This is a genomic window from Pseudomonas palleroniana (assembly GCF_003031675.1).
GTDB lineage: Bacteria > Pseudomonadota > Gammaproteobacteria > Pseudomonadales > Pseudomonadaceae > Aquipseudomonas > Aquipseudomonas palleroniana.
In genome coordinates, this window is record NZ_PYWX01000050.1 from 87,931 (window position 1) to 112,175 (window position 24,245).

22 protein-coding genes and 2 pseudogenes are annotated in these 24,245 nt (G+C 61.2%); 12 read left to right on the plus strand and 12 right to left on the minus strand.

Annotated elements, in window-relative coordinates; genetic code table 11:
* Positions 1–30 precede the first annotated feature (30 nt).
* The 12 genes and pseudogenes from ubiE (at position 31) to C9383_RS17195 (ending at position 10,180) form a co-directional block, all read left to right on the plus strand.
* Positions 31–801: a bifunctional demethylmenaquinone methyltransferase/2-methoxy-6-polyprenyl-1,4-benzoquinol methylase UbiE gene (ubiE, locus tag C9383_RS17145; protein WP_060754560.1), complete on the plus strand. Its 771-nt coding sequence runs from the start codon at positions 31–33 to the stop codon at positions 799–801.
* Positions 801–1,424 carry a ubiquinone biosynthesis accessory factor UbiJ gene (locus C9383_RS17150; RefSeq protein ID WP_090367308.1) on the plus strand — a complete coding sequence of 208 codons (624 nt, stop codon included), beginning with the start codon at positions 801–803 and terminating at the stop codon, positions 1,422–1,424. The genes ubiE and C9383_RS17150 overlap by 1 nt, the downstream gene beginning before the upstream one ends.
* Positions 1,421–3,025, plus strand: a complete 1,605-nt coding sequence (gene ubiB / locus C9383_RS17155) for a ubiquinone biosynthesis regulatory protein kinase UbiB (RefSeq protein WP_090367310.1) — start codon at positions 1,421–1,423, stop codon at positions 3,023–3,025. The genes C9383_RS17150 and ubiB overlap by 4 nt, the downstream gene beginning before the upstream one ends.
* Positions 3,026–3,066: 41 nt before the next feature.
* The gene (gene hisI, locus C9383_RS17160) at positions 3,067–3,459 is read left to right on the plus strand and encodes a phosphoribosyl-AMP cyclohydrolase (protein WP_090367312.1); all 393 of its coding nucleotides are present in this window, start codon (positions 3,067–3,069) and stop codon (positions 3,457–3,459) included.
* Between the two features lie 2 nt (positions 3,460–3,461).
* Positions 3,462–3,794: a phosphoribosyl-ATP diphosphatase gene (locus tag C9383_RS17165; RefSeq protein WP_090367314.1), complete on the plus strand. Its 333-nt coding sequence runs from the start codon at positions 3,462–3,464 to the stop codon at positions 3,792–3,794.
* A gap of 25 nt (positions 3,795–3,819) precedes the next feature.
* Positions 3,820–4,098 carry a twin-arginine translocase TatA/TatE family subunit gene (locus C9383_RS17170; RefSeq protein WP_060754564.1) on the plus strand — a complete coding sequence of 93 codons (279 nt, stop codon included), beginning with the start codon at positions 3,820–3,822 and terminating at the stop codon, positions 4,096–4,098.
* 10 nt (positions 4,099–4,108) lie between these two features.
* Positions 4,109–4,510, plus strand: a complete 402-nt coding sequence (tatB, locus tag C9383_RS17175; protein WP_060754565.1) for a Sec-independent protein translocase protein TatB — start codon at positions 4,109–4,111, stop codon at positions 4,508–4,510.
* Entirely contained in the window at positions 4,507–5,298 is a 792-nt protein-coding gene (tatC, locus tag C9383_RS17180; protein WP_060754566.1) for a twin-arginine translocase subunit TatC, read from the plus strand. Before tatB ends, tatC begins: the two co-directional genes overlap by 4 nt.
* Positions 5,295–6,002, plus strand: a complete 708-nt coding sequence (locus tag C9383_RS17185; RefSeq protein ID WP_090367316.1) for a 16S rRNA (uracil(1498)-N(3))-methyltransferase — start codon at positions 5,295–5,297, stop codon at positions 6,000–6,002. The genes tatC and C9383_RS17185 overlap by 4 nt, the downstream gene beginning before the upstream one ends.
* A 226-nt stretch (positions 6,003–6,228) precedes the next feature.
* Positions 6,229–7,287: pseudogene (locus C9383_RS28700) on the plus strand (methyl-accepting chemotaxis protein); the annotation flags it as partial.
* A gap of 144 nt (positions 7,288–7,431) precedes the next feature.
* A complete protein-coding gene (locus C9383_RS28705; RefSeq protein WP_413037842.1) occupies positions 7,432–8,145 on the plus strand; it encodes a methyl-accepting chemotaxis protein in 714 nt (237 codons plus the stop codon).
* A 127-nt stretch (positions 8,146–8,272) separates the two neighbouring features.
* Positions 8,273–10,180, plus strand: coding sequence for a methyl-accepting chemotaxis protein (locus C9383_RS17195; protein ID WP_090367320.1), 1,908 nt, complete (start codon positions 8,273–8,275; stop codon positions 10,178–10,180).
* 3 nt (positions 10,181–10,183) lie between these two features.
* Here the strand turns inward: C9383_RS17195 and C9383_RS17200 are convergent, their stop codons facing one another.
* From C9383_RS17200 to hutI, 12 genes and pseudogenes are all read right to left on the minus strand, one after another.
* Positions 10,184–10,918: an amino acid ABC transporter ATP-binding protein gene (locus tag C9383_RS17200; protein ID WP_060754570.1), complete on the minus strand. Its 735-nt coding sequence runs from the start codon at positions 10,916–10,918 to the stop codon at positions 10,184–10,186.
* Entirely contained in the window at positions 10,911–11,870 is a 960-nt protein-coding gene (locus tag C9383_RS17205; protein ID WP_090367323.1) for an amino acid ABC transporter permease, read from the minus strand. The genes C9383_RS17200 and C9383_RS17205 overlap by 8 nt, the downstream gene beginning before the upstream one ends.
* Positions 11,871–12,011: 141 nt before the next feature.
* Positions 12,012–12,809: a transporter substrate-binding domain-containing protein gene (locus tag C9383_RS17210; RefSeq protein WP_060754572.1), complete on the minus strand. Its 798-nt coding sequence runs from the start codon at positions 12,807–12,809 to the stop codon at positions 12,012–12,014.
* A gap of 219 nt (positions 12,810–13,028) precedes the next feature.
* Positions 13,029–13,829 carry a transporter substrate-binding domain-containing protein gene (locus C9383_RS17215; RefSeq protein WP_090367325.1) on the minus strand — a complete coding sequence of 267 codons (801 nt, stop codon included), beginning with the start codon at positions 13,827–13,829 and terminating at the stop codon, positions 13,029–13,031.
* A gap of 148 nt (positions 13,830–13,977) precedes the next feature.
* Positions 13,978–16,586: pseudogene (gene mdoH / locus C9383_RS17220) on the minus strand (glucans biosynthesis glucosyltransferase MdoH).
* The gene (locus C9383_RS17225) at positions 16,579–18,324 is read right to left on the minus strand and encodes a glucan biosynthesis protein G (protein ID WP_090372265.1); all 1,746 of its coding nucleotides are present in this window, start codon (positions 18,322–18,324) and stop codon (positions 16,579–16,581) included. Before C9383_RS17225 ends, mdoH begins: the two are co-directional and overlap by 8 nt.
* A 267-nt stretch (positions 18,325–18,591) precedes the next feature.
* A complete protein-coding gene (gene dtd, locus C9383_RS17230) occupies positions 18,592–19,029 on the minus strand; it encodes a D-aminoacyl-tRNA deacylase (RefSeq protein ID WP_090367327.1) in 438 nt (145 codons plus the stop codon).
* Entirely contained in the window at positions 19,026–19,997 is a 972-nt protein-coding gene (pip, locus tag C9383_RS17235; protein WP_090367329.1) for a prolyl aminopeptidase, read from the minus strand. Before pip ends, dtd begins: the two co-directional genes overlap by 4 nt.
* Before the next feature lie 103 nt (positions 19,998–20,100).
* Positions 20,101–21,030 carry an alpha/beta hydrolase gene (locus C9383_RS17240; RefSeq protein WP_090367331.1) on the minus strand — a complete coding sequence of 310 codons (930 nt, stop codon included), beginning with the start codon at positions 21,028–21,030 and terminating at the stop codon, positions 20,101–20,103.
* A gap of 73 nt (positions 21,031–21,103) precedes the next feature.
* Positions 21,104–22,039, minus strand: coding sequence for a choline ABC transporter substrate-binding protein (locus C9383_RS17245; RefSeq protein ID WP_090367333.1), 936 nt, complete (start codon positions 22,037–22,039; stop codon positions 21,104–21,106).
* A 178-nt stretch (positions 22,040–22,217) separates the two neighbouring features.
* On the minus strand, positions 22,218–23,018 hold the full coding sequence (gene hutG, locus C9383_RS17250; protein ID WP_090367335.1) for an N-formylglutamate deformylase: 801 nt from the start codon (positions 23,016–23,018) through the stop codon (positions 22,218–22,220).
* Positions 23,019–23,029: 11 nt separating this feature from the next.
* Positions 23,030–24,235: an imidazolonepropionase gene (gene hutI, locus C9383_RS17255; protein WP_090367337.1), complete on the minus strand. Its 1,206-nt coding sequence runs from the start codon at positions 24,233–24,235 to the stop codon at positions 23,030–23,032.
* Positions 24,236–24,245: the final 10 nt, after the last annotated feature.

Here is a 24,245-nt window from a genome sequence, read left to right on the forward strand (position 1 = left end):
TGTCCCGCATTCTCTTTTGGTGACAGCGATATGACTGATCAGCGCAAAGGCAGCGATGCCGAACCCACCACTCACTTCGGTTTCAAGAACGTCCCGGAAAGCCAGAAAGCGGAAAAAGTCGCTGAGGTGTTCCACTCCGTGGCCGCCAAGTACGACCTGATGAACGACGTGCTGTCGGGCGGCATGCACCGCCTGTGGAAACGCTTCACCATCGAACTGTCGGGCGTACGCGCCGGCAACCGTGTGCTGGACATCGCCGGCGGCACGGGCGACCTGGCGGCCAAGTTCTCCAAGCTCGTCGGCCCCACCGGCCAGGTGGTACTGGCGGACATCAACGGTTCGATGCTCAAGGTCGGTCGCGATCGCCTGCTGGATAAAGGCGTGGCCGGCAATATCGAATTCGTCCAGGCCGACGCCGAAAAACTGCCGTTCCCGGATAACCATTTCGACTGCGTGACCATCGCCTTCGGCCTGCGCAACGTCACCCACAAAGAGGACGCGATCCGCTCCATGCTGCGCGTGCTCAAGCCGGGTGGTCGCCTGTTGGTGCTGGAGTTCTCCAAGCCGACCAACGCGCTGATGTCCAAGGTTTACGACACCTACTCCTTCGCCTTCATGCCGTTGATGGGCAAGCTGATCACCAATGACGCCGAGAGTTATCGTTACCTGGCCGAATCGATCCGCATGCACCCCGACCAGGAAACCCTGAAGTCGATGATGGTGGAGGCCGGTTTCGACCGCGTGACCTACCACAACATGACCTCGGGTATCGTCGCCCTGCACCGCGGCATCAAGCCCTGATGTTGTTCGCCGGTCTTCTCGCCAGCGTGGAACACGGCATCAACCGTGTCTTGCGCCTGGACAGCACCGCCCTGGCGCGGCTCGCGCACCTCAACGGCAAGATCATTGCCGTCGACTGCCGCAGCCCCGCCTTGCAGTTGTTTATCCTGCCCGGCGATGAAGGCTTGCTGCTCGCCAGCCAATGGGCCGCCGAGGCCGACTGCACCCTGCGGGCGCCGGCGTCGAGCCTGTTGCACCTGGCCTTGAGCCGCAACAAGACCGCCATCCTCCACAGTGCCGAAGTGGAACTGGAAGGCGACAGTGCGGTGCTGATGGACTTGGCCGCCGTGCTGCAAGACCTGGAACTGGACTGGGAATACGAGCTGTCGCGCTGGATCGGCCCCGTCGCCACCCAGTTGATCAGCGGGCACCTGCGCAGCCGCTCGCGCTGGTACCAGCAAGGGTTCGCCAGCCTCAACCAGAACCTTGCCGAATACCTGAGCGAAGAATCGCGCACCCTGGTCGGGCAACGGGAAGCGCAAGCGCGCTTTCGTGAACTCGACAAGGCCAAAATCGACCTGGAACGCCTCGAGGCCCGCTTCGAGCGCCTGAGCCGTTCCCTTGATCCAAGCGATAACGCATGAAGCTGCTCGCCGTCCGCCGTCTGTTTCGTATCCAGCGCGTCGTAGCCCGCTACCGCCTCGATGACCTGCTGTTTGCCCTGCCCCTGCCGTGGTTTCTTCTGGCAGTACGCTATGTGCTGCCGTGGCGCTGGTTGCCGCGCAAGCAGCTGGAACTGAGCCGTGGTGCGCGCCTGCGCCTGGCGTTGCAGGACCTGGGGCCGATCTTCATCAAGTTCGGACAGATCCTCTCCACCCGCCGCGACCTGCTGCCGGAAGACATCGCCGACGAACTGATGCTGCTGCAGGACCGCGTGCCGCCGTTCGACTCGCAGCAATCGGTCAAGCTGATCGAAGAACAGCTCGGCAAAAAGATCAGCGAAGTGTTCAGGCGCTTCGACATCGAGCCGCTGGCATCGGCCTCGGTGGCGCAGGTACACGCCGCACAGCTCAAGACCGGTGAAGAAGTGGTGGTGAAGGTGATTCGCCCCGGCCTCAAGCCGATCATCGGCCAGGACCTGGCATGGCTGTTCATCCTCGCCCGCGCCGCCGAGCGTTTCTCCGCCGATGCTCGCCTGCTGCACCCTGTCGACGTGGTCGCCGATTACGAAAAAACCATCTACGACGAACTCGACCTGCTGCGTGAAGCCGCCAACGCCAGTCAACTCAAGCGCAACTTCGAAGGCTCGCCCTTGCTGTATGTGCCGCAAGTGTATTGGGACTGGTGCCGTCCCAAAGTACTGGTGATGGAGCGTATCTACGGTGTGCAGGTCACCGACCTCGCGACCCTGGCGGACCAGCGCACCGACATGAAGATGCTCGCTGAGCGCGGTGTGGAGATATTCTTCACCCAGGTATTCCGTGACAGCTTCTTTCACGCCGACATGCACCCGGGCAACATCTTCGTCAGCACCGTGAACCCGTGGAACCCACAGTACATTGCGATCGACTGCGGCATCGTCGGCAGCCTGACCCCGGAAGACCAGGACTACCTGGCGCGCAACCTGTTTGCCTTCTTCAAGCGTGACTACCGCCGCGTGGCGCAACTGCACATCGATTCGGGCTGGGTACCGGCGGAAACCAAGCTCAACGAATTCGAAGCGGCGATCCGTACCGTCTGCGAACCGATCTTTGAAAAACCGCTGAAAGATATCTCTTTCGGCCAGGTGCTGATGCGCCTGTTCCAGACCGCACGGCGCTTCAACATGGAAGTGCAGCCGCAGTTGGTGTTGCTGCAAAAAACCCTGCTGAACATTGAAGGGCTGGGGCGCCAGCTGTACCCGGACCTTGACCTGTGGAACACCGCCCAACCGTTCCTGGAACGATGGATGCGTGAGCGCGTCAGCCCGAAAACCCTGATCGGCAACCTGCACAGCCAGTTCGAACAACTGCCGCACCTGGCCAACATGACCCGTGACCTGCTGGAGCGCATGTCCCAGCCCCACGCCCATGACCCGGCGCCACCCTGGCAGAAGCGCAAGGACGACTGGTTCCTGCGCCTGTTGGGCGCCGCGCACCTGGTGGGTGGCGTGATACTGGCCATTGGCGGGCCACTGAATGAGTTGGGCCACTGGCCAGCCGGCATCATGGTCGCCGTGGGTGTGTATCTGATCGTGCGTCGATAGCCGATCCGGTTATACACTGTCGCAAATTGCCGGAGCCGAACATGAAAGACTGGTTGGACGAAATCAAGTGGGACAATGACGGCCTGGTACCGGCCATCGCCCAGGACTACAAGACCGGGCGCGTGCTGATGATGGCCTGGATGAACCGCGAGGCCCTGAGCCTCACCGCCGCTGAGCAGCGCGCTATTTACTGGTCACGTTCGCGTGGCAAACTGTGGCGTAAGGGCGAAGAGTCCGGCCATGTGCAAACCCTGCACGAGATACGCCTCGACTGTGACGCCGACGTGGTGATCCTGATGGTCGAGCAGATCGGCAACATCGCCTGCCACACCGGTCGTCACAGTTGCTTCTATCGCGTGTTCGAAGACGGCGAATGGAAAATTGTCGAGCCGGTGCTCAAAGACCCGCACGCCATTTATTCCCCAGGACACTGAACATGAGCGATACCCTGAACCGCGTGGCCCAGGTACTGGAAGACCGCAAGGGCGCGGATGCCGACAGCTCCTATGTCGCCAGCCTGTACCACAAGGGATTGAACAAGATCCTGGAAAAGCTCGGCGAGGAGTCCATCGAAACGATCATCGCCGCCAAGGACGCGCAGATCAGCGGTGATTACAGCGATGTAATCTATGAAACCGCCGACTTGTGGTTCCATAGCCTGGTCATGCTCGCCCAACTGGGGCAGCATCCGCAGGCCGTACTGGATGAACTGGACCGTCGCTTCGGCTTGTCCGGGCACGTCGAAAAGGCCTCGCGCCCGTCCGCCTGAATAACTTTCACAGAGGAATTGCAGCATGGGCATTTTTGACTGGAAACACTGGATCGTCATTCTGGTGGTGGTGGTACTGGTGTTCGGCACCAAGAAACTCAAGAACCTGGGCACCGATGTGGGCGAGTCGATCAAGGGCTTTCGCAAGGCCATGAACGACGACGAAAAACCGGCCGACCCGGTCGCCACTCCGGTGCCGCCAGCCCAGCCGGTACATCCGCAGGCCACCCAGCCGATCACCGAGCGTCGGACCTTCGACGTGCAGGCTGAAAAAGTCGAAGAGCCGACCCGCAAAGACTCGTGAGCACTGACTAATGTTTGGTATCAGCTTCTCTGAACTGCTACTCGTCGGCCTCGTGGCGTTACTGGTGTTGGGGCCTGAACGCCTGCCCGGTGCCGCACGCACGGCCGGCCTGTGGATCGGGCGCCTGAAACGCAGTTTCAACGCCATCAAACAGGAAGTTGAACGGGAAATCGGCGCCGACGAGATCCGCCGCCAACTGCACAACGAACACATTCTGTCGTTGGAGCAGGAAGCCCGGAAAATCCTGTCGCCGGTACAGGAGCCGGCTAAGCCGGAGGAGCCTGCGGCCCCGAACAGCATCGCGCCCGCACCCGTTGCACAAGCCACGCCCGCCGCGCCAACCGAGCCTGCGCCGACGCCCGTTGCGTCGCCCGCGCCCCATGACCCTACATTGCCGCCGCGAGCCCCATGAGCGCTGATAAACCGGAAAACGACCAGCACATGCCGCTGGTCTCGCACCTCACCGAGTTGCGCACCCGCCTGCTGCGTTGTGTAGCGGCCATCTTCATCATCTTTGCCGGGCTGTTCGCCTTTACCCAGCAAATCTACACCTTCGTCTCCACGCCTCTGCGCCAGTACCTGCCGGCTGGGGCAACGATGATCGCCACCGATGTGTCGTCGCCGTTCCTCACGCCATTGAAGCTGACCATGATGGTGTCGTTGTTCCTTGCGATCCCGGTGATCCTGCACCAGATCTGGGGCTTCATCGCGCCGGGCCTGTACAAGCATGAGAAGCGCATCGCCGTTCCGTTGCTGGTGTCGAGCATCCTGTTGTTCTACACCGGCATGGCGTTCGCGTATTTCCTGGTGTTCCCGCTGATCTTCAAATTCTTCGCCGCAGCCACGCCGGCCGGCGTGGAGATGATGACCGACATCACCAGCTACCTTGATTTCGTGATGACGCTGTTCTTCGCCTTTGGTGTGGCCTTCGAAATTCCGGTGGCCGTGGTGCTGCTGGTATGGATCGGCGTGGTCGACGTCAAATACCTCAAGAAGATCCGCCCGTACGTGATCATCGGTTGCTTCGTGGTCGGCATGATTCTCACCCCGCCGGACATCTTCTCCCAGACCTTGCTGGCCGTGCCCATGTGGATGCTGTTCGAGATCGGCATCCTGTTCGGCAGCCTGATCAGCAAGCGCGAAGACCAGCCGGATGACCCGCCCGTCGACAACGACCAGCCGCCAGCCACCCAGCCATGAACCTGCTGTTGCTGGAAGAGGCCGACTTTATCGCGGCCGACCGGGTGGTGCTGCGTGATCGGCGCCTGGTGCATATGCAGGAAGTCCACCGCGCTGCGGTGGGCGACAGCCTGCGCGTGGGGCGCATCGGCGGCCTGATAGGCAACGCCCAGCTGTTGCGCCTGGAAACCCGCGAGGGCGAGCTGCAAGTCAGCTTCGACCAGCCCCCGCCGGCCAAACTGCCCCTGACCCTGCTGCTGGCCCTGCCGCGCCCGAAAATGCTGCGCAGGGTGCTGCAAACCGTGGCCGCCATGGGCGTGCCGAAGGTCGTGCTGGTCAACAGCTACCGCGTAGAGAAAAGCTTCTGGCAGACGCCGTTCCTGGAACCTGAAGCGATCCGTGAGCAATTGATCCTGGGCCTGGAACAGGCGCGGGATACGGTGTTGCCCGAGATCATTATCGAAAAGCGCTTCAAGCCGTTCGTTGAAGACCGTTTGCCCGCCATGACCGCAGGCACCCTGGGCCTGATCGGCCACCCTGGCGATTACCCGGCCTGCCCGCGCGGGCTGGATGAGCCGGTGACACTGGCCATCGGCCCCGAGGGCGGCTGGATTCCCTACGAAGTGGACCTGCTGACCCAGGCCGGCTTGCAACCGGTGCAACTCGGCGCACGTATCCTGCGCGTCGAAACGGCGGTCACCGCCCTGCTCGCCCGCCTGTTCTAACAACACCCTGTAGTGAGCGGGCTCGCCCCGCGCTGGGGGGCGAAGCCGCCCTAACCAAGGACGCCGCGGTGATTCAGAAAGACCGCAGCGCCTGAGTTTGGGGCGGCGTTGCCCCCAAGCGCGGGGCAAGCCCGCTCACTACAAACTCCAGTTTTCCTACAGGTATAGCCCGGCCGGCCGATAGCCTTTGAATAAGTCCAAGCCTTGTTCCAAAGGAGATCGCAGCATGTATCGTTGGTTAGCCGAAAAACTGGGGAATGTGAGCGTCAATCGCAAGCTGGGCGTAGGCTTCGGCTTGGTGTTGATCCTGACGCTACTGATCACCTTCACCGGCTGGACCGGCCTGAGCAACGTGACCAGCCGTGGCGACAAACTTGGCTTTATTTCCAGCCTCAACAGCCTGACCAAAGACCTGCGACTGGCACGCCTGGACTTCGAGATGCGTCGTGGTGAACAAGGTACGGATGCGGTCAATGGCTTGCTCACGCAGTTGGACAGCGGCCTGAAAACCGCTCTGGATCTGATCGAACAGCCTAACGACAAGGCGCTGGTCGAGCAGCAATTGGAGGCTCTGAATCAATACAAAAAAGCCTTCGCCGCCATGGTCCAGGCCGGTCTGAAGCGTGAAGGCGCCCGCAGCCAATTGGGCGACACCGCTGACAACGCCGTGGCCAAGATCAATGAAATCGAAAAAGCCCTGCTGCAAGGCGACAGCGTCGCCCAGTTCAATAGCGTGGTGGACTTGAGCAAGCTGATCCAGCAATCGCGCTTCCAGGTTCGCGGCTACACCTACAGCGGCAAGACGGAGGCCGAACAGCCGGCCCTGGATGCCATCGACAACGCCCTGAAAAAAATCAACCAACTGCAAGGCCAATTGCCGGAGCCGTATCAGGCCAACCTGCAAGAAGCCGGGGTGTCGCTGCAAGCCTATCGCGCTGCCGTCAGCCAGTATCGCGACGCCCAGGTTGCCAGCGCGGCGGCCATGGCGACCATGAAGGCCCAAGGCGATATCCTGTTGGGCCATAGCGAAAAGCTCACCACCTCGCAAACGGCAGTGCGTGATGCCGACGTTGTGCAGGCCAAACAGCTGTTACTGCTGGCCACCGTGCTGGCGCTGATCTTCGGCATCATCGCCGCCATGGCCATCACCCGCCAAATCGTCATCCCACTGAACCAGACGCTTAAAGTCGCAGAGCGCGTAGCCTCGGGCGACCTGAGCCACAACCTGGACTCGATGCGCCAGGATGAACTGGGCCAGTTGCAACGCGCCATGCAAAGCATGACCGTGGGCCTGCGTGAACTGATCGGCGGCATCAGCGACGGCGTCACGCAAATCGCCAGCGCCGCCGAACAACTGTCGGCCGTGACCGAACAAACCAGCGCCGGGGTCAACAGCCAGAAGGTCGAAACCGACCAGGTGGCCACCGCCATGAACGAAATGGCTGCCACCGTGCAGGAGGTGGCGCGCAACGCCGAGGAAGCGTCCGAAGCCGCCGTGGCCGCCGACCAACAGGCGCGTGAAGGTGACAAGGTGGTCAGTGAAGCCATCGACCAGATCGAGCGCCTGGCCACCGAAGTCGGCCACTCCACTACCGCCATGGGCGATCTGAAACGCGAAAGCGACAAGATCGGCAGCGTGCTCGACGTGATCAAGTCGGTCGCCCAGCAAACCAACCTGTTGGCGCTGAACGCGGCAATTGAAGCGGCGCGCGCCGGTGAAGCCGGACGCGGCTTCGCGGTGGTGGCCGATGAAGTGCGCAGCCTGGCCCAACGCACCCAGAAATCCACCGAAGAGATCGAAGAACTGATCGTCGGCCTGCAAAGCGGCACCCAGCAGGTGGCCAGCATCCTGGACAACAGCCGTGGCCTGACCGACAGCAGCGTCGAATTGACCCGTCGCGCCGGCAGTGCGTTGGCGAGCATCACCCGCACGGTCTCGACCATCCAGGCGATGAACTCGCAGATCGCTACCGCCGCCGAGCAACAAAGCGCCGTCGCCGAAGAGATCAACCGTAGTGTGCTGAATGTGCGCGACGTGTCGGAGCAAACGTCGTCGGCCAGTGAAGAGACCGCCACCTCCAGCGCAGAACTGGCGCGCCTTGGGATCTACTTGCAGACCTTGGTCGGGCGCTTCCGCGTCTGACCCTTTGCTGCGGCGGTCGATCAAGGCCGCCGCAATTTGTGAAACGTCCTACGCAGTTATCAGCCCGCCAACACCTCGAATCGTTTTAGCGTTTTAACCGAACGCTTTTTCTGATTGGAGGCTCATCATGTTTTCTCGGCTGACCCACTTGCTGGTCAATGCCAGCGTCCGTCTCAAGCTCATCCTGGGATTCGGCCAAGTGCTGATCCTCAGTCTCCTGATCGCCATGACCGGCTGGCAAGCCTTGAACACCGCGCTGTATCACACCAGCAGCCTGACGGTGCTAGGGCGATTGGCCGTCGACACAGAAGCCATGCGCGCTGATCGTATCGTTTACCGCACCCTGACGGACGCCGACAGCCTGGCCAAGATGGCCACCAGCATCGAACAAATCGACGCACACCTGGCCGACCTTTCAAGCCGCTTGAAAGACCCCGCCGACCTGCAGCGCTTGCAGGAGGCAACGCGCTGGGTCGCGGATTTCAAGGCCGCCCTGGTGCAACTGCCGCCCTTGATCGAGCAACGCGAGAGCATTCGCCCCGCGCTCAAAAGAACGGCGCTGCAAGCCAGTGAGACGCTCGTCCAGCTCGCCGGCGCATTACCCGACCCGGAAGACGGCAACGCCCATGGCGCCATCGAGCAGTTGCGCCAGGCCATGGAGCAGGCCGAGGAGCGTGTGCAAAGCCCGGCATGGGCCGCGCAATCATTGCAAGCCTACGCCGAGGCCATTGCCAAGACGCTCGACGCGCTGGAAGTCGCCCAAGCCGTAGTCACCACCTTGCCTGTCGACTCGGCGCAGCTCAAAACCGACCTGGCCACCTATCGCGAGCAACTCACCCGGCTCAAGGACGCGCAGCTCAACACAGAAACCGTGCAAAACCGCTTTGAACAGCAACTCAATCAATTGCGCGAGCAGAACCTTGCATTGATTGAAGGGCAGAACACCCAGGGTGATAACGAAGCGAGACACACGCGCTTACTGCTGATCAACGTCACAGCGGCGGCCTTGCTACTGGGCGGCTTGGCCGCGTGGTGGATCGCCCGGCAGATTGCCGTACCGCTCCGCGAAATCCTCACCGCTGCCCATCGCGTCGCCGACGGCGACCTGAGCCACGCCCCCCAGACCGATCGCCGTGATGAGCTGGGCCAATTGCAACAGAGCATCGGGCAAATGACCCGCAACCTGCGCAACCTGATCAGCCGCATCGGCGACAGTGCCCGGCAGATCGCCAGTGCGGCCACCCAATTGTCCGCCGTCACCTTGCAAACCCGCACGGGCGTGAACAACCAGAAAGACGAAACCGACCAGGTGGCCACGGCCATGAATGAAATGCTCGCGACCGCCCAGGAAGTCTCGCGACACGCCGAACAGGCGTCGGCCGCCGCCCAGGAAGCAGACCAACAGGCCAGCGCCGGAGAACAGGTGGTCGCGCAGGCGGTGGAGCAGATTGGTCACCTGGCGAGTGAAATGGCATTGTCCAGTCGCGCCATGCTCGCCTTGCAGCAGGAGAGCCAGAAAATCGGCAGCGTGCTGGATGTGATCAAATCCGTGTCCCAGCAAACCAACCTGCTGGCGTTGAACGCCGCCATCGAAGCGGCGCGCGCCGGGAGTGCCGGAGAAGGGTTTGCCGTGGTCGCCGATGAAGTACGCAGCCTGGCGCAACGCACCCAGGAATCGGCGGAAGAAATCGAAGGGCTGATCCTGGACCTGAACAAGGGCACCGAGCAGGTGGCGCAGATTCTGGACAGCAGCCGAAACCTGACCGACACCAGCGTCGGCCTGACCCGCGATGCCGGTCAAGCGTTGGCGGCGATTGCGCGCACGGTGTCGATCATCCAGGACATGAACCCGCAGATTGCCGCCGCCGCCGAGCAGCAAAGCGCGGTGGCCGAGGAGATCAATCGCAGTGTGTTGAAGGTGCGGGATGTGTCGGAACAGACGGCGACCGCCAGCGAAGAAATGGCGGCCGCCAGTGTTCAGTTGACGCGGCTGAGCCTGGATTTGCAGACGCTGATCGGCAAATTCAGGCTCTGACGCTTACAGGACCTGGCGTAAAAACGCTTGGGCCCGCGGGTCTTTGGGGGCATCGAAGAACTCGGCCGGGGACGCGTCTTCGAGCAACTTGCCGTGATCGAAGAACAGCACGCGGTCGGCGACTTCGCGGGCAAACCCCATCTCGTGGGTGACGCAGACCATGGTCATGCCTTCCAGGGCCAGGGTCTTCATCACGTCGAGCACTTCACCGACCATTTCCGGGTCAAGGGCCGAGGTGGGCTCATCGAACAACATCACCTTGGGCTCCATCGCCAGGGCACGAGCGATCGCGACGCGCTGCTGTTGGCCGCCGGACAACCGTGATGGAAACTCGTTGGCCTTTTGCGCAATACCGACTTTTTCCAGCAGCGCCAGGGCCTTGGCCTCGCGCTCTTTCTTGGCGCGCTTGCGCACGACCTTTTGCGCCAGGCACAGGTTTTCCAGCACGGTCATATGAGGGAACAGGTTGAAGTGCTGGAACACCATGCCGACTTCACGCCGATAGGCGTTCACATCGGTTTTCGGATCAGCCAGCTGCAGGCCGTCGATGCTCACCGAGCCCGAATCGAACGTTTCCAGGCCATTGAGACACCGCAGGAAGGTGGACTTGCCGGAGCCCGACGGGCCGATCACCACCAGCACTTCGCCCTTGGCCACTTGGGTGGTCACGTGGTCCACCGCGCGCACGACCTGGCCACGGGTATCGAAGACTTTTACCAGATCGCGGACTTCAATCACTTTGCGCGAGCCTCCGCTCAAGCCGGCTGGCCATTTTCGACAGCGGCAGGTTGATCAGCAGGTACAAGCCTGCCACACAGAACAGGATTTCAAATGGCGAGAACGAGGTGGTGATCACCTCCCGGCCGCTTTTGAGCAACTCGGTAATCGCAATCACCGACACCAGCGAGGTGTCCTTCACCAGGCTGATAAACTGCCCGGCCAACGGCGGCAACACGCGCTTGAAGGCTTGCGGCAATACCACATGCCGCATCGACTGGCCGGCACTCAACCCCAGGGAGCGCGCAGCTTCGTTCTGACCACGGGCGATGGACTGCACACCCGCACGAACGATTTCCGCCACATAGGCGCCGGTAAACAGTGACAACGCAGCCACCCCGGCGAACTCCCGGGACAGGTTGAGCACGGTGCCGATGAAGAAATAGAAAATGAAGATCTGCACCAACAACGGCGTTCCGCGCACCAGTTCGACGTAGATCGTCGACAGATCGCGCAACGTCGGGTTGCTGGAGAGACGGCACAAGCCGGTCGCCAAGCCGATCGCCAACCCGAGCACTCCGGAGACCACCGATAACCACAAGGTGGTCCACAAGCCCCACATCAGCGGGCCCAACGCCCAATGGCGGGTCACGCCGACCACATCGCCCTCGGCTACGTCATCGCCACGTGCCACTTGCAGGCTGTTGTCGGCCACGCTCAGCTTCTGCTCTACACCGGCGTCGTTGCGCAGGGTGACTTCAGCCACATCGCCCTTGCGCACCAGTTCAACGACGGTGGAGATATCGGCGGCACGCTGGGAGGTCTCGGCCTGGTAGGCGAAGTACTGCGGTACGCGGTTCCAGCGCCACTCGTAGGACATCAGCGAAGTGGCGTAGTACAAGGCGCCAGCCAGGCCGACCAGCACGACCACGGTCAGCAGGTGCCAGGGCCATTGGGCTTTTTTCTGTTTCATTTCACTTTCCGGGATATGTGTCGCCTGTGAGACCGCCTTCGCGAGCAAGCCCGCTCCCACACTCGACCGCATGCTCATGCTGGAACTCGGTCAAATGTGGGAGCGGGCTTGCTCGCGAAGGACGCGACTCGGTCTTAAGCCTTATTCCATGTCCTTGAGCCACTCGGAGCTCTTGAACCACTTGTCATGGATACGATCGTAGGTGCCGTCGTTGCGGATCTGGTGCAGGAAGTTGTTGATGTAGTTCAGGCTGTCGTAATCGCCTTTCTTCAAACCGAACGCCAAGGGTTCGAACGTGAACGGTTCTTCCAGGAACACCAGCTTGCCGTTACCGACTTTTTTCTCGGCGACCACGTTGTAAGGCGCGTCATACACAAAGGCATCGGCCTTGCCGTTGACCACGTCCAGTACGCCTTCCTGCTCATTGTCATAGCCATGGTATTTGGCTTTGGAGATCAGTTTTTTGGCAACCATCTCACCGGTGGTGCCGAGCTTGGAGGTCAGGCGGAACTTCTCGTCGTTCAGGTCTTTATAGGACTTGATGGTGCCTTCCAGGTCTTTACGTATCAGCAGGGTCTGGCCGACGACGATGAAGGGTTCGCTGAAGTTCAGGCGCAGGTTACGTTCCTGGGTCAGGGTCATGCCGCTGCCGATCATGTCGAATTTACCGGTCAGGAACGCCGGGATGATCCCGTCATAACCGGTGGAGACCAGCTCCAGCTTGACGCCCATGGACTTGGCCAGCGCCTTGAGGATGTCGACTTCGAAGCCGATGATTTCACCGCGCTTGTCTGTCATTTCGAACGGCATGTAGGTCGGGTCCATGCCGACTTTGAGCGTGCCGCGCTTGACCGCATCATCGATGGCACCGGCCTGGGCCGCAGTGGCGGCGACCCACGCCGTGACGCCGAGCATCAGCATCGAAAGATACTTTTTCATCATCAAGTCCCCTGGACGGTTCTTATAAGAGCGGCGCGCAAAAGGGCTGCACCATTTCGGGGTGCGATCCTAACCCACTCGTTGCCCGTCACAAAGGTTTCACGGGTAAATGTTATCGGCGTATGTCGGAAATGCCCCACATGGGTGCAGCGAAGCATGGGCGTAGACACATTGCCCTCGTCACTCGTCCATTGGGTTATGTGTAAACAGTTATGACTTTCAGTCGATTTCCGCCATCCAGGCAGTGTCCTTGAACCACTTGTCGTGCAGGCGATCGTAGGTCCCGTCCTGGGCCACCTGATTGAGGAAGTGGTTGATCCAGTTGAGGCTATCGTAGTCGCCCTTCTTCAGGCCGAAGGCCAGCGGTTCGAAGGTGAAGGGTTGTTCGAGCACCAGCAACGCACTGTTCTCGGGGCGGGTCATTGCAATCAGGTTGTAGGGTGCATCGTGCACAAAGGCATCCGCCTTGCCCTCCACGACCTGGCGCACACCTTCTTCAGGGGTTGCGAAACTGCTCAGGCGCGCCGCGCCCAGGAAGCGCTGCGCCGCCGCCAGCCCGGTGGTGCCTGCAATGGCGGCGACGCGGTACTCGGCACTGTCCAGGTCTTCAATACTGGAAACCCTACCGGCCAGGCTTGGGTGCAGCAGGATGGTTTGGCCGACCACGATAAAGGAGTCGCTGAAATTCAGTTTCAGGTTGCGCTCCTGGGTCACCGTCATGCCACTGCCGATCAGGTCAAACTGCTTGGTCATCAGGCCAGGCAGCAACTCGGTATAGGGCACCGCCACCAACTCGAGCTCGACCCCCAATGCACGGCTCATGGTCTGCAGCAGGTCGATCTCGAAGCCGACGATGCGCCCCTGCTTATCCGTCATTTCAAAGGGGATGTAGGTGGGCGTCGTGCCGACCTTCAGCACTCCCCGTCGAACCGCATCATCGAGGGCACCGGCATTCAACCAACCTGCGTAGATGCCTGCGACAACGCCGATCAGCCATGCTGAACCGTACCTCTTGAACATGAATACCCCCGTGGCAAGTCAAATCTGGGGGGCGATGCTACCCCAGCCACAGGCACGGCAATACGCCTCGAATCGAGGTCTTTTGTTTCGAAATAACAAGGAGTTAGAACAAAAAGGAAGAGACGCGAAACGCCGTAGGACCAGCGTTTCAAGCGCCCCCGAAGTGAGCCTTCGGGGGCGTCTGAATCAGGCCGGCTGGGCCTGGGACGACAGCGGTTGCAGCGGCAGCAACGGCGCGTGCGGATCAGCCTTGATCGAGGCACGCCAGGCGCCCAGCCATTCGGCGTGACCTTCACTCCAGACCTGCTGGTGCAGGCGGGCCAGGGCTACCGGATCGCTGAGCAGGGCCAGGCGTTCAGCGTTGTTGAGTGCGGCCGGGCCGACTTTCAACGCATGACGCACCCGCTCGGCACGCAGGTGCTCGATCGGCTCCGCCTGACGGTGGCGCGAAGTCGCCAGGGCGCAGGCCAGGGCGTTCTGCTGCGGGTCGACCACCGAGCGTACAAACCCGTCATGCAGGGCGTGCCAACGGTTTTCGTGGGTGTACTGTTCGGTCGACAACAGCGCTTGCGGCGGGTTGTACTCCTCGGGGATCAGGAACAGGCTCTCGTCGCGGGACTTGAGGCCCAACTTGACCCGGCTGGAGATCACCGACACCGGGATCGACAACATCAGCGAGCCGACGATCGGGATCAGCCACCACAGGAAGCTTGGGTTCAACCACACCACCAACAAGGCCCACAAAAAGCCCAGCACGGTTTGCGGACCGTGGCGCTTGACGGCCTCGCTCCATGGCGTGGAATCGTCGTCACGTTGCGGCGAATTCCAGGTCGCAGCCCAACCGAGGAACGCGGCCAGTACGAAGCGGGTGTGGAAGATCATCCGCACCGGCGCCAGCAGCATGGAGAACAGCATCTCCAGCAGCATCGACAGCGTCACCTTGAACTTGCCACCGAACTCTTTCGCGCCCTTGGCCCAGATCAGGATGATGCTCAGCAGTTTAGGCAGGAACAGCAGCACGATGGTGGTGGAGAACAGCGCCACCGCCTTGTCCGGATGCCATTGCGGCCACAGCGGGTACAACTGGCGCGGCGCCATGAAGTACTGCGGCTCCATCAGGGTATTGACCGCCAGCAGCGCGGTCGACAACACCAGGAAGAAGAACCACAACGGCGCCGACAGGTAGGACATCACGCCGGTGAGGAACACCGCACGGTGCACCGGGTGCATGCCCTTGACCAGGAACAGGCGGAAGTTCATCAGGTTGCCGTGGCACCAGCGACGGTCACGCTTGAGTTCATCCAGCAGGTTGGGCGGCAGTTCTTCGTAGCTGCCCGGCAAATCATAGGCGATCCACACGCCCCAGCCTGCACGACGCATCAGCGCAGCTTCGACGAAGTCGTGGGACAGAATCGCACCGGCGAACGCGCCTTTGCCTGGCAACGGCGCCAAGGCGCAGTGCTCGATGAACGGCTTCATGCGGATGATTGCGTTGTGGCCCCAGTAGTGGGATTCACCCAACTGCCAGAAGTGCAGGCCGGCAGTAAACAACGGGCCGTACACGCGGGTGGCGAACTGCTGCATGCGCGCATACAGCGTGTCCATGCCCGACGCACGCGGCGCGGTCTGGATAATCCCCGCGTCCGGCGTGGCTTCCATCAGGCGTACCAGGCTGGTCAGGCATTCGCCGCTCATCACGCTGTCGGCGTCGAGCACCACCATGTACTTGTAGTCACCGCCCCAGCGACGGCAGAAGTCGTCGAGGTTACCGCTTTTACGCTTAACGCGGCGGCGACGGCGGCGGTAGAAGATCTTGCCGAAGCCACCGGCTTCGCGGCACACGTCCAGCCAGGCCTGTTGTTCGGCGATGCAGATATCGGCGTCGTTACTGTCGCTGAGCACGAAGAAATCGAAGCGGTCCAGGTCGCCCGTGGCGGCCACCGACTCGAAGGTAGCGCGCAAACCGGCAAATACCCGGGGCACGTCTTCGTTGCAGATCGGCATGACCAGCGCGGTACGGGCGTCCTTCGGAATCGGCTCGTCACCGGCACTTTTACCGGAGATGCGGTATTTATCGTGACCCGTAAGCAGTTCCAGGAAGCCCATCAGCGCAGTCCAGAAACCCGCCGAGACCCAGCAGAACAAGATCCCGAACATGATCAGGATGCTGGTTTGCAGAGCGTAAGGCAGTACCTGTGTGGCGGTTTGCAGCAGGGTCTGGTTGCGGATCTCGTCGAAGTCGACCAGCGACCAGCCCTGGTACGGCATGATGCCTTTCATGTACCAGCCGGCCACGATGGTCTGGCCAAGCATCAAGATCAGCAGGATATAACGGCGGATCGAACCGACGGTGCGCCAGCGCGCAGCGGGCAATACACGCTCGTCTTTCGGCGGCTTGGGTGGGTTGGTGCGACCGGTCAAGCGGCGCCAGCCACGTACCAGGATATTGGTACGCCATGGCTCAGGCACCACCTTGGTCCGACGGATCGGCGGTGTGGCCTTCAGGCTGACCCGGCCGCTGGCGTCGAGCGCGAGCATTTCGGCGTCTTGCAGTTCCTCGGCGGTACTGAGGGTCAAGCGCGTGCCAACCGACGCCTGGGCGGCGTCGGTCGGTGCGTCGAACGTCTTCGACGACAGGCGTTCGTGCAATTCGCTGAAGGAGGTGCAGCCCGCCAGTTCGGCGCGCTGCTCGGCAGTCAACGGGAGATGCGCCAGGTACTCGGACAGAGTTTCTGGTTTGGCTTGTGAATTACTCATCGGCAGGCAACTGGTAGCTCCAGGTCTCGGTCAGGACTTGTTCGGTCTTGGCCGGCTCTGGGGTGGCAGGGGCAGCTTCGGGCTGTTTGGCTTCCTTGTCTTTCGCATCCTTGGCGTCTTTCTTGGCCTGTTTCTCGTGCTGCTTGGCCAGGACCTTGTCGGCCTTGAGCACGTGGCTCGAGTCCTGCTCAGGCGCCGGAGGAGGAACATCTTGCACCAGCGCCGCACGCATTTCGGTCGGCTTGCCTGCGTCCTTGATCTTCATTCGCAGGGTCAGGCGCCAGCCTTTGGTGTGCTCGTTGTAACGCACGCTGTTTTCAACCAGTTCGGCGTTGTCGCCGACACTCACCTGGCTGCGCACCGGGGCGTCCGCAGGCAGTGCCTTGAGAGACGGGCCCTCGAAGTCCACCAGGTAGGCCACGCTGCCGTCAGGCTGGCGAATCAGGTTGGACTGCTTCACGTCACCGGTGGAACGCAGGGTCTGCTTGACCCAGGCGCTATCGCTCGGGTGCAGGGCTTTCTCGTCCATGGTCCAGTGCAGGCGGTAGGAAACGTCCAGCGGCTGACCGACTTCAGGTAGGTTTTCCGGGCTCCAGAAGGCAACGATATTGTCGTTGGTTTCATCGGCGGTCGGAATTTCCACCAGGCTGACAGTGCCTTTGCCCCAGTCGCCTTCGGGCTCGATCCAGGCGCTTGGGCGCTTGTCGTAGTTGTCGTCCAGGTCTTCGTAATGGCTGAAGTCGCGACCGCGTTGCAGCAGGCCGAAACCTTTCGGGTTTTCCACGGCGAAGCTGCTGACCGACAGGTGTTTAGGGTTGTTCAGCGGGCGCCAGATCCATTCGCCATTACCGGCGTGGATCGACAGGCCGCTGGAGTCGTGCAGCTCACGACGGTAGTTGAGCACCTTGGACGGCTGGTTGGCGCCGAACAGGTACATGCTGGTCAGCGGGGCAACGCCCAACTTGCTGACCTTGTCGCGCAGGAACATCTGGGACTTGACGTCGACAATGGTGTCGGCGCCCGGACGCAGGGTCAGGCGATACGCGCCGGTGGCCCGTGGAGAGTCGAGCAAGGCAAAGATCACCAGTTGTTTCTCGCCCGGTTTCGGACGCTCGATCCAGAACTCGGTGAAACGCGGGAACTCCTCGCCGGACGGCAAGGCAGTGTCGATCGCCATGCCACGGGCGGACAAGCCATACGTCTGGCCCTTGCCGACAACGCGGAAATAGCTCGCGCCCAGCATGGTCATGATTTCGTCTTGCTTGTCGGCCTTGTTGATCGGGTACAGCACACGGAAACCGGCATAACCCAGCTGTTCGGTGGCTTTAGGGTCAAACTTCACGTCGCCGAAATCGAAACGAGTCGGGTCGTACTTGATTTCCTGGACGCTGTCGGCGGTCACTTCGTTGATTTTCACCGGTGTATCGAAATGCATACCCTGGTGATAGAAGGACAGTTTGAACGGGGTGTTCTGATCAGCCCACTCGGCTTTTTCGTTGCGGAAACGAATCTTCTGGTAGTCAGCGAATTTCATTTCGCGGAATTCGTTTGGCAAATTGCTGCGCGGAGCTTCGTATTTTTGCCCGGCCAGCTCTTTTGCCTTGGCCGACACATCATCCAGACTGAATGCCCACAGTTGACCCGCGCCGAACAGGCAAAACAGGGCAGAGCCCGTCACCAGTGCGTTTCGTAACCGTTTGGCAGACAATTTTGGTGCATTACAGGGACTAACAATCACGAGCAACCCTCGCCGAAAACAGATCAAAAAACCAACGGCCAGCTATCTATATGCCAGGTTGGCGAGCATTGTTCCGACTCCCCTGGGTCAAAATGATTCCCCAAAAGGCTATCGGACAAGTCTCTACCTAAGTCAAAAATGGACCAAACAACGCTGATCCCCGTAGCGCGCGATTATCTAGTAGCCCGCGAAACAACGCATCAGGGACAACGAAGTATTTGTAGTGAAACCCTGCGTTTTTAGGCATTAAAGTCGTTTTTAATACATTCATGTCTGTAAGAGGAAGGTCACAGGGCCATCATTGACCAAATGCACCTGCATATCAGCGCCAAAACGCCCTGACGCTACCTTGCCATGCAATTGTTGCGCTTGTAACAGCAAGTGTTCAAAAAGCGCCGCTCCCAGCGCCGGAGGGGCCGCCGTGGAGAAGCTCGGCCGCAGCCCGCTCTTGGTGTCCGCTGCCAGGGTGAATTGCGACACCAGCAGCAAACCACCTTCGATGTCCTTCAAAGACAAGTTCATCTTGCCCTCATCATCGCTGAACACTCGATAGTTAAGCAGCTTGTGCAAAAGTTTGTCGGCGCTCTCGGGCGTATCTGAAGGTTCGACGGCGACCAGCACCAGCAAACCCTGGTCGATCGCCCCTACGATATCGCCCGCCACCTCGACCCGGGCGCCGCGCACCCGTTGCAACAAGCCCTTCATGCTTCTTCAGGCGGCAAGTCAAGCAGGTTGCGGGCCATTTCCCCGGTGGCACGCACCAAAGCATCGGTGATGCCGGGTTCGGATGCGGCATGGCCAGCCTCGCGAATAACCTGCAGCTCACTGTTGGGCCACGCCTGATGCAACTCCCAGGCGTTATCCAGTGGGCAGATCATATCGTAGCGGCCATGGATGATTACGCCAGGCAGATGGGCGATCTTGTGCATGTCGCGAATCAGCTGGTCGGGCTCGAGGAATGAGTTGTTAGTGAAGTAATGGCACTCGATGCGAGCGATGGACAGCGCACGCTGCGGCTCGGCAAACCGCTCCACCTGCGCAGGGTTGGGGCACAGGCCCAGCATGCGCCCTTCCCAGGTCGACCACGCCTTGGCCGCGTGCATCTGGGCGATCTGGTCGTTGCCGGTCAGGCGTTTGTGGTAGGCACCCAGCAAATCATGGCGCTCATCCTGCGGGATAGGCGCGAGGTAATCCTGCCAGTAATCCGGGAACATGCGGCTGGCGCCCTCCTGGTAGAACCAGTGGATGTCCTTGGGACGAGCCAGGAAAATGCCGCGCACAATCAGGCCATGTACGCGCTCCGGATGGGTTTGCGCGTAGGCCAGGGCCAGGGTCGAGCCCCAGGAGCCACCGAACAGCACCCATTTATCGATGCCCAGGTGTTCGCGGATGCGCTCCATGTCGGCGACCAGATCCCAGGTGGTGTTGTTTTCCAGGTTGGCGCGAGGAGTGGAGCGCCCGCAGCCGCGCTGGTCGAAGGTGACGATGCGGTACAGGTTCGGATCAAAGTAGCAGCGGCTGTTGGCGTCGCAACCGGCACCTGGGCCACCATGGATGAAAATAACCGGCAAGCCTTCGGGAGAGCCACTTTCATCGACATACAGCGTGTGGACGTCATCGACTGCCAGATCGTGCCGGGCGTAGGGTTTGATCTGCGGGTACCAAGTCTGCATTGCGCGCTCCGTAGGGTGTCGGGTTCATCCCTGGGGGGACGTCTATTATTTTGCCGTCTGGCATCATAAACCCGAATTGTGCAATGAGCATGTCCTTGAGCAATTAGACCTGTGTCAGCACTTCGCTCCTCAGGAACTGCAGCAGATAGTCATACAGCCGATCCACCTCCGGCACTTGGCCGCGTGCGCGCAAACAGCCATGGATCAGACCTTTACCCGGGTACAGCACGGCATTGACACCCGCCGCTTGCAAGCGCTCGGCATACAACATGCCGTCGTCGCGTAGCGGGTCGAATTGGGCCACCGCGACCAGGGCGCTGGGCAAACGGCGCAAGTCCTCGGCCAACAGCGGCATGGCATAAGCCGATGGCTTGCCTGCACCTTGCAGGTACAGCCGCGCGTAATAATCGGTGTCGTCGGTGCTGAGCAGCGGCGCGTCCCTGCAATCACGACGCGACGGCAAATCGGCCGGGCCACCCAAGCCTGGGTAAATCAGCACCTGAACCTTGGGCAACGCTTGGCCAGCATCCCGCAGACCCTGGCACAACGCCGCTGCCAGGTTGCCGCCGGCACTGTCGCCGATCACCACCAGACGTTGCAGGTTGATAGCGTGGGGCGCCTGCCCTGCCTGGACGGCCTGCCACACGTCGCGGCAATCGTCATAAGCTGCCGGGAACGGATGCTCCGGCGCCAAGCGGTAGTCGATGGCGATGACCAGCACCTGCAGCGTGCTGGCCAGTTCGAAGCAGATGAAATCATGGGAATCCAACCCACCGACGATCCAGCCACCGCCATGTATATAAAAAAGACATGGCCAGCCATCAGGTGGAGTGGACGCAGTCGGCAGATAACTGCGCACGCGCACGCCGGCCAGGGTGAAGTCACCGACCTGCAAGCCCGCTGGTTTCGGCGGGGTGAATGCCTGGCACATGCGGTCGTAGTTCTGGCGCAAACTGGCCAGGGATGAGTCGTCACTGGTGAAAGATTCGGTTTTGGCGACGAAAGCAGCAAGCTGCGGAGAAATTGGATACATGCGCGCATATCCTTAGCAATGAAGATCAAACTGTGGGAGCAACCCTGCTCCCACATTTGGATTTGTGATTGCCTCAGGGCTTGAGGCTGGCCTGAACCGCCGCCGTGCCATCACTGCCATCAAACGCTTGAACCCCGGCCAGCCAGCGCTGCAAATCCTCGGGGTGATCACGCAGCCACTGCCTGGCCACATCCTGGGGCGACTGGCGCTCCATGATCGGTACCATCAACTGGCTTTCCTGGGCGGCAGTGAAGGTCAGGTTTTCCAGCAGCCGGTTCGCATTGGGGCAGCGCTCGGCGAAGTCCGGCGCGGTGACGGTGGAGACCGTGGCGCGGCCTTCGTCAGGGCCAAACACATCGTCACTGCCGGTAAGGTAGGTCATCTTCATATTGATGTTCATCGGGTGCGGGGTCCAACCCACAAACACCACGAACTCCTTGCGATTCACTGCGCGCTGCACCGCCGCCAGCATGCCGGCCTCCCCCGAAGCGACCAGCTTGAAACCGCCGAGGCCGAAGTGGTCGGTGTCGATCATCTTCTGGATATCGGTGTTGGCCCCGCTGCCGGGCTCGATGCCATAGATCTTACCGCCTAGCTTGTCCTTGAAGCGGGTGATATCGGCGAAGGTTTTCAGGCCCGCATCCGCAACGTATTGCGGCACGGCCAGGGTCGCCTGGGCGTCGGCGAGGCTGGGTTTGTCGAAGACCTTGACCTGCTTGGCCGCCAGGAACGGCGCGATGTTGTTGTCCATCGCCGGCTTCCAGTAACCCAGGAAGATATCCAGGCGCTTGTCGCGAATCCCGGCAAAGATGATCTGCTGCACGGCGCTGGTCTGCTTGCTGTCGTAGCCCAGGCCGTTGAGCAGTACGTCGGCCATGCCGGAGGTGGCGATCACATCGGTCCAGCTGACCACGCCCATACGGATGTTTTTGCAGGAACTTGGCTCGGCGGCCATGGCATTCGCGCTGAGCAGCACGGCACCAGTGAGGGACAACAACAGTTTTTTCATGGATGCGGGCTCACTCGGCTGTTTTTATTCAACAACCTTACCCAGCAGGGATGCGCTCAACACGAACGGTGGCGACCGACAGTTGCACTGTGGCGACTGTACACGCGTCATCGGGGGCAAGCCCCCTCCGACCTTTGATCGGGTTCACACAGCTAGGGGCATTGCTCCCGATGACAGTTCAGCCGTAGCGCTTTTGCCCCCAGGCCAAAAACGCCTCCAGCAACTGCTTCAACACCACGCGTGTCGGCTCGGCCAGGTCCGCGCGATAACGGAACGGTTCGAACTCTTCCATATAAGTGCACTGCCCCAATTCCAGCTGCACGGCATGGATGTCCTGGGCCGGGTTACCGTAGTGCCGGGTGATATGCCCACCCTTGAAGCGCCCGTTCAGCACATGGGTGTACTGCGGATGGCTGGCGCAGATAGCCTCAAGCTGACTGGCCAACTCCGGGTCACAGGCGGCACCGTTGAACGTACCGAGGTTGAAGTCCGGCAATTTCCCCTCGAACAGGTGCGGGATGACCGAACGGATCGAGTGCGCATCGAACAGCAAGGCATAGCCGAACTCGGCCTTGAGCCGGGCCAGTTCCTCTTGCAGCGTGCGGTGATACGGCCCCCAGACCTTTTGCAGGTAGCTGGCGCGTTCGCTCTCGTCGGGTTCCAGCCCTTCACGGAACAACGGCACGCCGTCGAACAAGGTCGCCGGGTACAGGCCGGTGGTTGCACCGACATACAACGGCTTATCGTCAGACGGGCGGTTAAGGTCGATCACAAACCGCGAGTACTCGGCCGCCAGGATGCTGGCGCCCAGTTCTTCGGCAAAGTCATACAACGTAGGGATGTGCCAGTCGGTGTCCGGCAGGCTTTGCGCCTCGGGGATCAAGCCGGCTTCGACAGCTGGCGTCAGGCGCACACCGGCGTGGGGCATGCTGATCAACAGGGGTACACGGCCTTGTTTGAATGTCAGAACCTTATCCACAACAACACTCCTCAAACAGTGACGTCGACGCCATGGCGCACAACGCGTTTATCCAGCTCGCCACCCAGCCAGTAGGCCAGGTCGGCGGGACGATCGATCTGCCATGCGACAAAATCCGCAACCTTGCCCACTTCCAGCGAACCATGGCTGTCCCCCATCCCCAGGGCGGTGGCCGCATGTTGGGTGGCGCCAGCCAGGGCTTCTTCCGGGGTCATGCGGAACAGGGTGCAGGCCATGTTCAGCATCAGGCGCACCGACAGCGCCGGCGAAGTGCCGGGGTTTAGGTCGCTGGCGATGGCGATCTTCACCCCGTGTTTGCGCAGGGCGTCCATCGGCGGCAGTTGGGTTTCGCGCAGGAAGTAGAACGCGCCCGGCAGCAAGACGGCGACGGTGCCGGAGGCGGCCATGGCGATGGCGTCGGCTTCGGTCATGAATTCCAGATGGTCCGCCGACAACGCGTGATAGCGCGCCGCCAGGCTGGAGCCATGCAACGATGACAGTTGCTCGGCGTGCAGCTTCACCGGCAGGCCCAGTTGCTGGGCGACTTGGAAGACACGCTCCACCTGCTCCGGGGAAAACGCCAGGTATTCGCAGAAGGCATCCACCGCATCCACCAGCCCTTCGGCTGCCAGGGCGGGCAGCATCTCGGTACAGATGTGTTCGATGTAAGCGTCGGCGCGATCCTTGTATTCCGGCGGCAATGCGTGGGCAGCCAGGCATGTCGCACGCACGCTGACCGGGAGAGCTTCGCCGAGGCGCCGCGCAACCCGCAGCATCTTGCGTTCGTTGGCCAGGTCCAGGCCGTAACCGGACTTGATCTCGACCGTGGTCACGCCGTCACGCAACAAACTGCGCAGGCGCTTGCGGCTGCTTTCGAACAGTTCGTCTTCGGTGGCGGCACGGGTGGCGCGCACGGTGCTGGCAATACCGCCACCCTTGGCCGCGATTTCGGCATAGCTGACGCCTTCCAGGCGCTGCTCGAATTCGCCGCTGCGATTGCCGCCGAACACCGTGTGGGTGTGGCAGTCGATCAGCCCGGGGGTAACCCACGCGCCTTGCAGGTCATGCACCTGGGCGTAGTCCGCCGTCGGCGCCTGGCTGCGGGGGCCGATCCACTCGATGAGCGAACCTGCGGTGACCATGGCGGCATCCTCGATGATCGAGTACTTGCCATGAGCCATGGTTGCGACGTGGCAGTGTTGCCAAAGCGTTTTCATCAACGCCTCC

Bases quoted from the DNA above. Each gene is read 5' to 3' on its own strand.
- ubiE (WP_060754560.1), top strand. From the start codon at position 31: ATGACTGATCAGCGCAAAGGCAGCGATGCCGAACCCACCACTCACTTC.
- C9383_RS17150 (WP_090367308.1), top strand. From the start codon at position 801: ATGTTGTTCGCCGGTCTTCTCGCCAGCGTGGAACACGGCATCAACCGT.
- ubiB (WP_090367310.1), top strand. From the start codon at position 1,421: ATGAAGCTGCTCGCCGTCCGCCGTCTGTTTCGTATCCAGCGCGTCGTA.
- hisI (WP_090367312.1), top strand. From the start codon at position 3,067: ATGAAAGACTGGTTGGACGAAATCAAGTGGGACAATGACGGCCTGGTA.
- C9383_RS17165 (WP_090367314.1), top strand. From the start codon at position 3,462: ATGAGCGATACCCTGAACCGCGTGGCCCAGGTACTGGAAGACCGCAAG.
- C9383_RS17170 (WP_060754564.1), top strand. From the start codon at position 3,820: ATGGGCATTTTTGACTGGAAACACTGGATCGTCATTCTGGTGGTGGTG.
- tatB (WP_060754565.1), top strand. From the start codon at position 4,109: ATGTTTGGTATCAGCTTCTCTGAACTGCTACTCGTCGGCCTCGTGGCG.
- tatC (WP_060754566.1), top strand. From the start codon at position 4,507: ATGAGCGCTGATAAACCGGAAAACGACCAGCACATGCCGCTGGTCTCG.
- C9383_RS17185 (WP_090367316.1), top strand. From the start codon at position 5,295: ATGAACCTGCTGTTGCTGGAAGAGGCCGACTTTATCGCGGCCGACCGG.
- C9383_RS28705 (WP_413037842.1), top strand. From the start codon at position 7,432: ATGAACGAAATGGCTGCCACCGTGCAGGAGGTGGCGCGCAACGCCGAG.
- C9383_RS17195 (WP_090367320.1), top strand. From the start codon at position 8,273: ATGTTTTCTCGGCTGACCCACTTGCTGGTCAATGCCAGCGTCCGTCTC.
- C9383_RS17205 (WP_090367323.1), bottom strand. From the start codon at position 11,870: ATGAAACAGAAAAAAGCCCAATGGCCCTGGCACCTGCTGACCGTGGTC.
- C9383_RS17210 (WP_060754572.1), bottom strand. From the start codon at position 12,809: ATGAAAAAGTATCTTTCGATGCTGATGCTCGGCGTCACGGCGTGGGTC.
- C9383_RS17215 (WP_090367325.1), bottom strand. From the start codon at position 13,829: ATGTTCAAGAGGTACGGTTCAGCATGGCTGATCGGCGTTGTCGCAGGC.
- dtd (WP_090367327.1), bottom strand. From the start codon at position 19,029: ATGAAGGGCTTGTTGCAACGGGTGCGCGGCGCCCGGGTCGAGGTGGCG.
- pip (WP_090367329.1), bottom strand. From the start codon at position 19,997: ATGCAGACTTGGTACCCGCAGATCAAACCCTACGCCCGGCACGATCTG.
- C9383_RS17240 (WP_090367331.1), bottom strand. From the start codon at position 21,030: ATGTATCCAATTTCTCCGCAGCTTGCTGCTTTCGTCGCCAAAACCGAA.
- C9383_RS17245 (WP_090367333.1), bottom strand. From the start codon at position 22,039: ATGAAAAAACTGTTGTTGTCCCTCACTGGTGCCGTGCTGCTCAGCGCG.
- hutI (WP_090367337.1), bottom strand. From the start codon at position 24,235: ATGAAAACGCTTTGGCAACACTGCCACGTCGCAACCATGGCTCATGGC.